The sequence below is a fragment of the Ohtaekwangia koreensis genome, assembly GCF_900167975.1.
Lineage (GTDB): Bacteria > Bacteroidota > Bacteroidia > Cytophagales > Cyclobacteriaceae > Ohtaekwangia > Ohtaekwangia koreensis.
The window spans coordinates 763135-774720 of the sequence record NZ_FUZU01000002.1; the positions used below are offsets into that span (position 1 = coordinate 763135).

At 40.9% G+C, this 11586-nt stretch carries 13 protein-coding genes; 2 read left to right on the forward strand and 11 right to left on the reverse strand.

Going from position 1 to position 11586, the window contains the following annotated elements:
* Positions 1-78 precede the first annotated feature (78 nt).
* Positions 79-729, forward strand: coding sequence for a YciI family protein (locus tag B5Y40_RS16240; RefSeq protein ID WP_079687841.1), 651 nt, complete (start codon positions 79-81; stop codon positions 727-729).
* Here the strand turns inward: B5Y40_RS16240 and B5Y40_RS16245 are convergent, their stop codons facing one another.
* The 8 genes from B5Y40_RS16245 to B5Y40_RS16280 form a co-directional block, all read right to left on the reverse strand.
* Positions 730-1344 carry a 2'-5' RNA ligase family protein gene (locus tag B5Y40_RS16245; RefSeq protein WP_079687842.1) on the reverse strand — a complete coding sequence of 205 codons (615 nt, stop codon included), beginning with the start codon at positions 1342-1344 and terminating at the stop codon, positions 730-732.
* On the reverse strand, positions 1317-2246 hold the full coding sequence (locus B5Y40_RS16250; protein ID WP_079687843.1) for a TIGR01777 family oxidoreductase: 930 nt from the start codon (positions 2244-2246) through the stop codon (positions 1317-1319). The genes B5Y40_RS16245 and B5Y40_RS16250 overlap by 28 nt, the downstream gene beginning before the upstream one ends.
* 38 nt (positions 2247-2284) lie before the next feature.
* Positions 2285-2650, reverse strand: coding sequence for a hypothetical protein (locus tag B5Y40_RS16255; protein WP_079688461.1), 366 nt, complete (start codon positions 2648-2650; stop codon positions 2285-2287).
* 22 nt (positions 2651-2672) lie between these two features.
* Positions 2673-3068, reverse strand: coding sequence for a hypothetical protein (locus tag B5Y40_RS29385; RefSeq protein ID WP_143785791.1), 396 nt, complete (start codon positions 3066-3068; stop codon positions 2673-2675).
* A gap of 62 nt (positions 3069-3130) precedes the next feature.
* A complete protein-coding gene (locus B5Y40_RS16265; RefSeq protein WP_079687845.1) occupies positions 3131-3634 on the reverse strand; it encodes a GbsR/MarR family transcriptional regulator in 504 nt (167 codons plus the stop codon).
* Positions 3635-3746: 112 nt separating this feature from the next.
* Complete coding sequence (locus B5Y40_RS16270) at positions 3747-4016, reverse strand: HU family DNA-binding protein (protein WP_079687846.1); 270 nt, start codon at positions 4014-4016, stop codon at positions 3747-3749.
* A gap of 208 nt (positions 4017-4224) precedes the next feature.
* Positions 4225-6975: a DNA polymerase I gene (polA, locus tag B5Y40_RS16275; protein WP_185145733.1), complete on the reverse strand. Its 2751-nt coding sequence runs from the start codon at positions 6973-6975 to the stop codon at positions 4225-4227.
* Between the two features lie 245 nt (positions 6976-7220).
* Positions 7221-7655, reverse strand: coding sequence for a hypothetical protein (locus B5Y40_RS16280; RefSeq protein ID WP_143785792.1), 435 nt, complete (start codon positions 7653-7655; stop codon positions 7221-7223).
* 164 nt (positions 7656-7819) lie between these two features.
* On the opposite strand from B5Y40_RS16280, the gene B5Y40_RS16285 reads away from it, so the two are divergent.
* Positions 7820-9460 (forward strand): AMP-binding protein, encoded by a 1641-nt coding sequence (locus tag B5Y40_RS16285; RefSeq protein WP_079687848.1) that lies wholly within the window; start codon positions 7820-7822, stop codon positions 9458-9460.
* 99 nt (positions 9461-9559) lie between these two features.
* Here B5Y40_RS16285 and B5Y40_RS16290 read toward each other — a convergent pair whose 3' ends face one another.
* The 3 genes from B5Y40_RS16290 to B5Y40_RS16300 all read right to left on the reverse strand — a co-directional run bounded on the left by B5Y40_RS16290 (position 9560) and on the right by B5Y40_RS16300 (position 11573).
* On the reverse strand, positions 9560-10408 hold the full coding sequence (locus B5Y40_RS16290) for a dienelactone hydrolase family protein (RefSeq protein WP_079687849.1): 849 nt from the start codon (positions 10406-10408) through the stop codon (positions 9560-9562).
* 67 nt (positions 10409-10475) lie between these two features.
* Positions 10476-10946 (reverse strand): DinB family protein, encoded by a 471-nt coding sequence (locus B5Y40_RS16295; RefSeq protein WP_079687850.1) that lies wholly within the window; start codon positions 10944-10946, stop codon positions 10476-10478.
* Between the two features lie 9 nt (positions 10947-10955).
* Positions 10956-11573, reverse strand: coding sequence for a 2OG-Fe(II) oxygenase (locus B5Y40_RS16300; protein WP_079687851.1), 618 nt, complete (start codon positions 11571-11573; stop codon positions 10956-10958).
* Positions 11574-11586: the final 13 nt, after the last annotated feature.

The following is an 11586-nucleotide window of genomic DNA, read 5'->3' on the forward strand; positions in this document are numbered from 1 at the left end:
GCCGTTTCGGTTTTAAATGTCGAGTGTACAAAAATACTTTCGTCTATTATCAGTAAGTTTCGCAAAACATGTATTGCTATGAAACAACTTTTGATAACCGTTTTGATGATTGCAGCCTTTTCCGGTTTCAGTCAGAGTAAAAAATACTCGTTTGTTTTTCTGAATAAGAAAACGGACGCAGAGGTTATATCAAAAGAGCAGTCGGATAAATTGATGCAAGGACACATGGCCAACATTACGCGATTGGCAAAAGAAGGCAAGCTCCTGGCAGCCGGTCCGTTTGATGGTGGCGGTGGTATATTTATTCTCAATACTCACTCTGTAGATGAAGCGAAGCAATGGCTAAGCACAGATCCGGGTGTACAAGCCAATCGCTGGAACGTTGAGATTCTCCCCTATACTTCGCGTGTCAGTGCGCCTTGCAAGGCTCCCGAACCATACGAGATGGTCTCCTATTCCTTTATTAGGTTCGATGCTGTAATAAGTAAATTTACTGCTGGCAATTATCCACAGATCATTGAAAAGCATAATGCATTTTTAAAGAAACTGGTCAACACCGGAAATGTAGTTACCGAAGGTATATTTGGCGATCACGATGGCGGCATTCTGATCATGCGTGGTGAGTTGCAAAAAGAAGTGATTGAAGCAGACCCAGGTCTTCAGGAAGGATTACTCGAAGTTAACTATAAGAAACTTTGGATCGCGAAGGGATCTTTTTGTGAGAAGTAATCAATGATGGAATTCGAAAGAATTTGCTTCTTCATCTTTTGGAAGCGAGGACGGATCGAATAAAAATTCTTTCCGTACTTCCCAGATCTTTCCATTGTGTTTCAGCAATACTATACATTCCACATCAAAGCGTGCTGAGAATTTTCGTTCCTGAAATTCAGCCCAGGCTTTTTCGTACATCGGTTTTTTCAAGTCACGAAAAGCAAGTGTCAGGTGCGGATGAAAAGGCTGATCCTTATACGATGCGTTGAATAAATTCAGTTCGCGTTTACAGAAACGATGAAGCTCTTTGTTAAGGAGATCCAGTGAATCGTTTTGCACGACATCGATAAAAATAACGCGTGGTGGAAAGGAGCCGAAATTATGAAGCTCCATTTTAAATATAGGCCTTCCCAATGCGAATCTCGAGAATGCAGCTACCAGCTCATTCTCTTTTTCCTCCTTCCATTTGAAAGGCATGTGGAGTGTAATGTGTGGTGGTGAGTTGAGTGATGCTTTGCTATTATACTGATCACGAAAATAATTTTTGAAACGCAACGCATCGTCCGAAACCGGTGGGGGCGGAACGATGGCTATAAAATATTGTTTCAGTTTTTCTTCGCTTCTACCTGACATAAATTTTCAATGGCAGCTTTCAGGTCAGGAAATTCGAAAACAAATTCTTCATCTAATAATCTTTGCGGATAAACTTTTCTGCTTTTTAAAACCAATTCTGTTTCGGTGCGAATTAATTGCGCCCCGAATTTGAGAAGAGATACAGGAAGCGGTAGCCCTAGGGGTACATTTAAACTGTGTCGCAGTAATTTCATAAAGTCGATATTACACAACGGTTGGGGTGAGCAAACGTTGTAAACTCCCGTAGCAGGTCGATTGATAAGCCAATCAATTACTTTGCGAAAGTCTTGTATATGAATCCAGCTGAAGTATTGTTTGCCATCTCCCATTTTTCCACCGAGACCAGCTTTCACAAGTTTTAAAAGTGGCGCCAATGCTCCGCCCTTCGGATCCAACACTATGGCTGTACGCAGAATTACTTTGCGGGTTCGTGGTGTGATACTTTCATTGAACGCAGCCTCCCATTGCTTGCATACATCCATCGAAAAGTCTTGTCCGGTTTCACCGGTACGTTCGTCCATCAGCTTGTCGTAAGAGGCGCGATAAATAGTAGCAGAGCTTGAGTTAAGCCATACCTTCGGTGGCACTTTACATTGACGTATAGCGGTGCCTAATACGCGTGTAGAGGTAAGTCTTGATTCGTAAATCAGCTTTTTGTTTTCTTCAGTATATCTGCAGTCAACAGACTTGCCACTCATGTTGATCAATGCTTCTGCTCCTTCGAGTTCGTGATTCCAGCCGCGAAGTGTTTTCCCATCCCAATATACTTCTCTTGCGCGTTGCTGCTGGCTTATTCCTGGTTTTCTGGAAAGTATAACGACTTCCTTATTCTGTTTTACAAAATAATCGGTCAGTGCTCTTCCCAGAAAACCTGAACCACCGGCTATAACGATCTTGTTCATTTGGAGTAGTATAGTTGAAATATAGTTAATTACAATTGTTATACAGCAGCTTTTGCAACTTCGCGTGCTTTTCTGCGCAGGTTAAAGAGTATAAAGAGATTGAAGAAATGCATTGCGCCCAGTACAAGAATGATCCACCCGATTTTTTCGCTTAGTGTCTCAATCATGGTTTGTGTACTGTCGATTGTGTGCCAGATCTTCAATGTATATACTGCGTAACCGATGTTCACCAGATAAAAGCCTACCAGGAGTAATTTGTTTACGCTATCAGCCAATGTTGCATCCTGGTGAAAAATCTCGATGAGAAATATACGTCCGTTTGCAAAGAGTGTTCGTGCTACCCAGATGGTAAGCAGAATAGTAACGACCAGGTAAACGCTGTAAGTTAGAATGATGTAGTTCATAAATATATGGTTAAGTGAAAAATTAAAAGCTGAGATGAGGTAGAAATCCACTGCGCTTAATTTTAGGAAAGCACCACCGGAGTGTGATAATGTAATAGTATATTCCCAATGCCCATGCAGGAACGGTGCCATATATCAGGGTATATACATTAGGAATTTTATAGTGAGAGATAGCAGCTCCGAAAACGAAAAGAGACAGTATATAGAAAACAGAGATAAGCAAATGTTTTCTTCGGGAGGAGTTATTCTCAGGATGTTTGATAAGCGAAATAATGCAACTGGCAACTTGCCAGCATCCAAGAAAAAACTGACAAACGAAAATAAATCCCCTTACATCATGGTAGAATATACCCAGGAACAGGAAAACCAATGCAGCAGCAATGAACAGCGTCTGAGCGATTGTGTCGATGTATTTCATATTGATTGTACTTTTGGTATTTTCAGAAAATATTGAAACATAGGGATAAAAAAATATGAATTTTACTTCATGATTTTTAAGACTACATTCCAGAACCAGCTCTCTTCTGATTTGATGAAAGTCTCCAGTAAGCCATCAGATTTTTCCGCAAAATTCTTCAGGTCTTTTACTACGCGTTTTAATTCTTTCGCTTCCTCTGATCCATCGCTCTGCACATCATTTACTTCGCGTAATACTTTCAGGATCGGCTCGAGTTCACGCTTTCTTCTTTCCTTTGCTACTTGTCTCGCCAATGCCCAAATGTCTTTTTCCGACTTGAAGTATTCTTTACGCTCACCAGGAATAAGTATTCTCGAAATAATTCCCCAGTCAAGAAGCGCACGGATATTCATGTTAGCATTTCCCCGGGAGATAGAGAGCTCTTGCATAATTTCCTCTGTTGAAAGCGATCTTGGTGAGACCATCAGAAGTGCATGAATCTGTGCCATGGTTTTATTGAGGCCCCAGCTATATCCCAGGTTTCCCCAGGCCTGGATCAGTTCTTCTTTTGCCTCTGTATACTTCATACGATCAAATCTACCAAAAGTTTCTAAACTTTCAATACTTTTTGAAAGTATCCTATAAAAAGAAACCCTGGCTGTTATAACCAGGGTTTTTCCTTTTTGTAATTAATGTTGATTAAAGTTTGCCTGAAAGCTCTTTGCTGGCTTTGAATTTGGCAACTTTTTTAGCTTTGATCTTAATGGCTTCTCCTGTGAAAGGGTTACGGCCTTTACGCGCAGCTCTCTTTGCTACAGAGAATGTACCAAAGCCAGTGAGTGTAAGCTTGTCACCTTTCTTCAACGTTTTTTCAACAGCACCAAGGAATGATTCCAACGCAGTGTTAGCAGCTACTTTCGTGATGCCTGTGTCTTCTGCGATCTTGCTAATTAATTCAGCTTTTGTCATACGTAATTAAATAAAATTTATTTTGATGGGGCACAAATATAAAGGCTTTTTGAATTCAGCAAACGCTTTACAAACAAAAAGGCTCACAAATATACCGTGCGTTTTTTTCTCGCTATAAATTTTAATTTGGCTGTATATATATTAACAATTTACAAATGTATAGGCAACACTTTGATACTGTTGAACTTTTACAAATGAAAATCTATACTCAATGCGCTTCGAGCCAGTTGGTAGCAATGCCAACTTCAACTTCCATTGGCACGGCCAAGTGCACAGCATGTTTCATCAAGGCTATAACATTTTCCTTTACGAGATCAGCTTCATCTTTATGAAGATCGAATACCAATTCATCATGCACCTGCATGATCATTTTTGTTTTCAGATTTTTCTTCTCGAGCCAATGGTGGATGTTGATCATCGCGATTTTAATAATATCAGCAGCGCTTCCCTGGATGGGTGCGTTGATGGCGTTTCGCTCGGCAAAGCCACGCGTAGTTATATTACGCGAATTGATATCACGCAAGTATCGTCTTCGTCCAAGAATAGTTTCCACATATTCCTTCTCGCGCGCCATGTTAATAGAATCGTCCATATAGCGCTTGATAGCCGGGAATTCCTTAAAGTATGAATCAATAATTTCTGCAGCCTCCGTGCGGGATATACCCAGGTTTTGTGAGAGACCAAAAGCGGTGCTGCCATATAGGATACCGAAATTTACTTCCTTCGCTTTCCTTCGCATGTCTGGCGTAACTTGCTCCAATGGCACCTTGAAAACTTTCGCTGCAGTAGTCGTATGGATGTCACGTTTATTTCGGAAGGCTTCAATCATCACTTCATCTTTGGCAAAGGACGCAGCAATTCTTAATTCGATCTGCGAATAATCTGCAGACATAAAAAGATACTCTTCACCGCGCGATACAAAGGCTCTGCGAATCTGTTTTCCTTTTGCAGTTCTGATCGGTATATTCTGAAGGTTAGGGTTGTTAGAGCTTAATCTCCCGGTAGCAGCAACAGCTTGTCTATAGTCTGTATGAATGCGACCATCAAACTTGCTGATCATTTTAGGAAGCGCATCTACATACGTTGATCTTAGTTTTTCGTATTCACGATAGTCGAGAATTTTCTTCGCTATATCATGCTTGGGTGCAAGGCTCGTGAGTATATCTTCACCGGTAGCGTACTGACCTGATTTTGTTTTCTTAGGTTTCTCGATCAGCTTCATTTTTTCGAAGAGCACTTCTCCCAACTGCTTTGGCGAACCTATATTAAATTCTACACCGGCCAACTCATAGACCTCCCGTTGTACCTTCTCCAATTCCTGGCGAAGTTCATCTGACATTTTAGACAGCGCAGCTGTATCTACTTTTACACCTTCAAATTCCATAGCAGCCAGCACACTCACCAGTGGCATCTCGGTGTTATTCATCAACAACGATTGTCTTCGTGTTTCAAGGTCTTGCTTCAGCTTAGGGCGAAGCTGCATCAACTGGTCTGCGCGCTCGCAGAGTTGTTCGCGTAAATCTGAATGACTGATTGGAAGCAGATCGTATTGCAGATACTGTGTGCAAAGTGTATGTATATCATGAGCCGCTTCCGGCTCGATCAGGTAATGCGCCAGCAGTGTATCAAACAATGGACCGCGTATGGTTACACCCGCTTTCTTTAAAGCGAGAATTGTTCCTTTAAGATTGTGACCAATTTTCAGAATCTTTTCATTTTCAAAAGCGTCTGCGAAATCACGAAGTATAGTGCCTACTTGTTCGGCATTCCCCAAAGGCAAAAAGTAAGCTTCACTTTCACGGTAGCAAAAGGACAGACCTTTGATAACGTATTCAAAATTAACAGCGTCATCAATAACAGAATCAATCGCGAAGCTGCTTTGCTCTTTCAACTTTTCTGCAAAGGCTTTATATTGTGTTTCCTCCAATACCTGGTATTGTACTTTACCGGCGTCAAAACTTCTTCGCTCTCCTGATTCTACAGTTGCTGTTTCAGCAGGCTCTTCGGAAGCTCCACCAAACATGGAAAGTTGTGAGCTCTGTGGCGATGCCTTGACAGGTGCTGCTGCGATTGAACCTGCTTCACCAAACACGCGCGCAGATATAGTTTTAAATTCAAGGTCGTTAAAGATCGGCTTCAGTTTCTCTGCATCAGGACCACTATATACAAGTGCCTCTTCGCTGAATTGAATAGGCACATCAGTAATGATGGTAGCGAGCTTCTTTGAGAGCAATGCTTGCTCACCGAATTGTTTAACGAGATCTTTTTGTTTCCCTTTCAACTCATCAGCATGCGCTATAATATTTTCTATAGACCCGAACTGTTTTAAAAGTGTCGCAGCAGTTTTTGGTCCGAAGCCCGGAATACCCGGAATGTTATCGGATGTATCGCCCTGTAATCCCAGCATGTCAATCACCTGTGATACATTTTCAATATCCCACTTCTCACAAACTTCTTTTACTCCCAATACATCTACAGCATTGCCCATATAGGCAGGCTTGTATAGGAATACACATTCATTCACAAGCTGTCCGAAATCTTTATCCGGAGTCATCATATATACTTCAAAACCTTGCGTACAAGCTTGTCGCGCAAGCGTACCAATAATATCATCCGCCTCGTAACCATCCATCTCCAGGATCGGAATGTTAAAGCCCTGTATAATCTCTTTTACTTTAGGAATACCATATCGAATATCTTCCGGGGTTTCCTGACGATTGGCTTTATATTCTGCGAAGATTTCATCGCGAAAAGTTTTAGTAGCTGTATCGAACGCAATACCGATATGAGTAGGCTTCTGTTTTTGCAAAACTTCCAGCAACGTATTGGTGAAACCAAAGGGCACCGAAGTATTTAATCCTTTGGAATTAATGCGCGGTGTTTTGGTAAATGCAAAATGGGCACGATAGATAAGTGCGTAAGCATCGAGCAGGAAAAGTTTTTTATCAGGTTTACTCATGATCGCAAAGTTGTAAAAGATGATTAAATATCCGCAGTCAAATGAAAATAAAAACAATCATTTCGCTGCTTGTCTTTATCTAACCTCAAAACACATGATAAAAATTCGATTTTAAGATAGTGAATGACTATGGAGGTTGAAATTGGAATAGCGTATCTTCCGTTATGACATTAAAATCACAATAGGCTTAAATAAAAAAGCACAACCATTTTAATGGTCGTGCTTTGAAATGATTTTGGAAGATGCTATTTTTTTATGGCTTCACATTGATATACCAGGTGTGACTTGCCAGTATCTATCGTATAATCGAAAAGAAGACCAGCATCGGTTATTGTACCAGAGCCTGAAATAACAATGGACATTTTTTTGCCTTTAAAAATTTGAGGCTCAATATAAAAGTTATTCCCTCGCACAACTGCTGTTACGGGAACATACATCACATTACCAAAGTTGGCTAATTCAATTGCAGCGATCCCTGCAACAGATTTTGTAATTGTAATCGAATAATTTTTCGATTCAATACCAGCGCGTCTTTTGTCTGAAACATTATACGTTCCTGTTACATTTTTGATGTGGGACTCAACATCCTCCGGGTTATTATCAACACGGGCCGACAGTGTGAAGACCGCGAGCAACAGAAATAGTAATGTTCTTATACTGTGTATAGAATACCTTTTCATATAAGAATTTATTTTAAAGCCAGATACAGATGTAAAAACGTATACCATGTGCCTGGAGTTCCTTTGCATTACCATATCCCCTTACGGAAATGTTTCTGAAAAGTTTAAAAGAATTCGTGCGCAATCGATAAACAATGATAAATTGATGGAATAAACCAGCTAAAATGATTGCCAGCACGCCTTTAGAAGCTTTTTACTATTGGGAAAAAAATTCACCGGATCAACCTTTTTTACGGCAGCCTCTTCCGGGGCAATGGAAAATTTATACCTATAAACAAGCTGGCATAGAAATTCGCAAAGTTGCGAATGCGTTAAAGGCACTCCATTTAGCACCGCAAAGTAAAATTGCAATTCTATCCAAGAATTGTGCACACTGGATTATGGCCGATCTTGCTATATGGATGGCAGGCTATATTTCTGTTCCTATATATCCAACCCTGTCGGCTACCGGAATTCAATATATAGTGGAACATAGCGAAGCGAAAGCTATATTTATAGGGAAGCTGGATGATTTTGGGAAACAACGTGCTGCTATAGCTTCGTCTGTTCACAAAATAAGTTTTCCCTTCTATGGACCCAACGAGGGAAGTCTGTGGGATGATCTGCTAAATACATCTCCACTCGCGGAGAGTCCTTTACCGGCAGCTATAGATATTGCATCCATTATGTATTCCTCCGGAACAACGGGTACACCGAAGGGTGTAGTGCTCACATTTGGCGCTTTTGATTTTGTGGCAAAAAGTCTTGCTAAAAATTTATATATACATAAACCCGAGCAATTCTTTTCCTACTTGCCACTTAGCCATATCGCAGAACGTTCCTATATAGAAATGCTGGTTTTTTATTCTGGCAGTACTATATCTTTTACAGAGTCACTGGATAAATTCGGTGACAATCTTCGTGAAGTACAGCCAACGCTTTTTGGAGGTGTGCCGCGTATCTTCGCGAAAATCCAGGAAGGTGTATTGCTTAAAATGCCACAGCAAAAACTTGATCGTTTGTTATCTATACCTATAGTTTCGTGGATTGTAAAAAAGACGATTCGTAAGAAACTTGGTTTTAGTAAAACGCATTTAATTGTAGGCGGGGCTGCTCCTATACCTGTACCTCTATTGACCTGGTTTGCAAAACTTGGTATTGAAATCCGCGAGGTGTATGGTATGACTGAAAATGGTGGCTATTCACATGGCAACCATGGCACCACTGTAAAGATTGGTACTGTAGGTAAGCCATGGCCAGATATAGAAACAAAGTTTACAGCGGAAGGAGAAATTTTGACCAAGCATGCTGGCTTAATGTTGGGTTACTATAAAGATGAGGAATCTACAAGGCAGTCATTTACCAGTGATGGATTCTTGAAAACCGGAGATAAAGGTATAGTTGATGCCGATGGCTACCTGACAATAACGGGTCGTGTTAAAGATCAGTTTAAAACAGACAAAGCTAAATTTATAGCACCCGCACCAATCGAAATGAAATTTACTTCCAATAAAGATATCGATAGTATATGTGTTGTAGGGATGGGTATACCACAGCCTATAGCATTGGTTGTACTTTCTGGTTTAGCTACCGGTAAGAGTAAAGCAGAGATCGTTGAGGGATTGCAAGCAACGCTTGATGCAGTAAATGCTACGCTGGAGCATTATGAACGTATAGAAAAAGTTGTAGTCCTTTCTGAAAGCTGGACCATTGAGAACGGATTTATAACGCCTTCTCTAAAAGTAAAGCGTCATGAAATTGAGAAAGTGCATGCTGCGAGCTATATCGACTGGTATAAACAAAAGGATAAAATCCTTTGGTCTTGAATATAAATCTCCCGCAGAATTTCAAAGATCGTGCAGAGTAAAAAATACACTCTTGCATTTCGTCAGCGTTAATCTATGAAGGTCTGCGGGAGTATAGTTTTATTTTAACTTGCCTTTGAAGAACTCCAGTGTGTTTGCATAAGCATCTTTCGAGGCTTCCTCTTTGTATCCTTTCGCATTGCTTGGATTAGCAAAGCCATGGTCAGCATTGTAGTTCTTGATAATTGCTTTCTTTCCTGCTGCCTTCATGTTCGACTCAAACTTGGCAACCACTTCTGGTGTGATATACTTGTCTTCTATCGCAAATATACCCAGGACTTCAGAGTTGAGTTTCTTTAGCTTGTCTATATCTTCTACAGGCATACCATAATACATAACGCATGCTACGGTTTGCTTGCCCGCGGTGAGTGCCGCCTGAAGCGATTGGCCGCCACCAAAACACCATCCGATCGTACCGATCTTTGCATTTTTACCAGCATAGGCTATAGCACCTTTCACGATAATATCGCCACGCTCTTGTTTAAACTCTTGCATATACTTAGCGGCAGTTTCACGTTCAGCGGAAACTTTCCCGTCATACATGTCCAGTGCAAGCACGTTCACATTGCCAAGATCCTTGAATAAACTTTCGGATTGTCTTTTTATATAGTCATTCAATCCCCACCACTCCTGGAAAACAAAAATCCAATTGTCGGTTTTGACTTTGGACATGAGTAAATAGCCATTGGCATCTTTTCCGTCAGCACATTTAAGAGTGATCATCTTACCGCCTTCTTCGCTTACGTGAATATACTTTCCGGGTAATGGATGCGATGCGTTGAAATCTTTGTTGGAGGCAAACATGGCAAATTTCTCTGTAGCCGGAGTATGGCAAACAACAATATCGTTTTGCGCATAGGACACGGTTGTTATCCAGGCACAGAAAATAAATAGATATATACTTTTCATGATAATGGGATTATACTTTTATTAATGATCTAATATACCTAAAATTTATATATCAGATAATGCTTTATCAACCTTTTAACTGGTCGCGAAGGATGCGGTCGTAGGTAATGAAATCTGTATTGATGGGTTCGAATCCGTTCTGGCGAAGGAGCATAGCAATTTGTGCTCGGTGATAACTGGAATGATTTACGAGGTGGATCATGATAGTCTCGACATTGTTCGTAAAGGGATCACCTGTATAATTTGTATAGGTAAGTTCTCTGTCGAAATCATCAGTACTCTCTACAAAATCAAGCCATTGCTTACCCGCGCTATCGGCCATTGCGACTAACTGATCAAAGGTATATATACCCCATAACTTTACAGGGGGTGGAGGAAGCCCTTTAACACGATGCAACCATAAAAGTTGTGCGGCTACAATGTGACCCAACAATGTCAGAATCTTTTCGTCTTCTATATGTTGGCGCTCAAGGCAGCCCAGCACGCGTTGATTAGCCCAGGCGTTGTATTGATATAGTTTAAGGAAGTACTTTTTCATGACAGGATTTTATAGATGTCTTAAGTCAGCAACCTGATCTAATATCCAGCCAGTAAGGCTCAGGCGTTCGCGCGTGGCAGGAATCACCTCATGTTCAATCTGATCACTTCGAAAGCAGATCAGCCTTCCTGCTATAGGAAGAAAATCCAGCGCCCCTTCATCTGCTAAATGCATTCGAAGTTGACCACCATGCTCTTCGTGCCAATCATTGTTCAAATAACAAATCACCGACAACTTACGGTGATCATCTTTTTTAAATTGATCCAGGTGACGCTTATAAAAAGAACCTGCCGGATAAATCGTCAAGTGTACTTCGTAATCTTTCAGGCTTAGAAAAAGTGTGCGGTTTATATACTGGATCAATTCCTGAAGCCGGTCAAGGTATATCTTTGCTGGCGCAGAAGCCGTTTGTTTATCAAGCCAGTAAATATAGTCGCCACGAATAGCTTCATTTATTTGGAGGTCTTGCTTTTTACCGATGCCCGCTTTTTTAAACTCGTCAATTCCCTGAGCGAATTCATGAATAGCCAGTATAGCATCGACCTCGGCCTGGCTTAAAAAAGAATCTGCTACTGCATATCCTTTTTCAGCCAGACCATCTACAATCGATTCAAAAGTTTCGTACATGGAGCAAAAATAC

Bases quoted from the DNA above. Each gene is read 5' to 3' on its own strand.
- B5Y40_RS16240 (WP_079687841.1), top strand. From the start codon at position 79: ATGAAACAACTTTTGATAACCGTTTTGATGATTGCAGCCTTTTCCGGT.
- B5Y40_RS16245 (WP_079687842.1), bottom strand. From the start codon at position 1,344: ATGTCAGGTAGAAGCGAAGAAAAACTGAAACAATATTTTATAGCCATC.
- B5Y40_RS16250 (WP_079687843.1), bottom strand. From the start codon at position 2,246: ATGAACAAGATCGTTATAGCCGGTGGTTCAGGTTTTCTGGGAAGAGCA.
- B5Y40_RS16255 (WP_079688461.1), bottom strand. From the start codon at position 2,650: ATGAACTACATCATTCTAACTTACAGCGTTTACCTGGTCGTTACTATT.
- B5Y40_RS29385 (WP_143785791.1), bottom strand. From the start codon at position 3,068: ATGAAATACATCGACACAATCGCTCAGACGCTGTTCATTGCTGCTGCA.
- B5Y40_RS16265 (WP_079687845.1), bottom strand. From the start codon at position 3,634: ATGAAGTATACAGAGGCAAAAGAAGAACTGATCCAGGCCTGGGGAAAC.
- B5Y40_RS16270 (WP_079687846.1), bottom strand. From the start codon at position 4,016: ATGACAAAAGCTGAATTAATTAGCAAGATCGCAGAAGACACAGGCATC.
- polA (WP_185145733.1), bottom strand. From the start codon at position 6,975: ATGAGTAAACCTGATAAAAAACTTTTCCTGCTCGATGCTTACGCACTT.
- B5Y40_RS16280 (WP_143785792.1), bottom strand. From the start codon at position 7,655: ATGAAAAGGTATTCTATACACAGTATAAGAACATTACTATTTCTGTTG.
- B5Y40_RS16285 (WP_079687848.1), top strand. From the start codon at position 7,820: ATGATTGCCAGCACGCCTTTAGAAGCTTTTTACTATTGGGAAAAAAAT.
- B5Y40_RS16290 (WP_079687849.1), bottom strand. From the start codon at position 10,408: ATGAAAAGTATATATCTATTTATTTTCTGTGCCTGGATAACAACCGTG.
- B5Y40_RS16295 (WP_079687850.1), bottom strand. From the start codon at position 10,946: ATGAAAAAGTACTTCCTTAAACTATATCAATACAACGCCTGGGCTAAT.
- B5Y40_RS16300 (WP_079687851.1), bottom strand. From the start codon at position 11,573: ATGTACGAAACTTTTGAATCGATTGTAGATGGTCTGGCTGAAAAAGGA.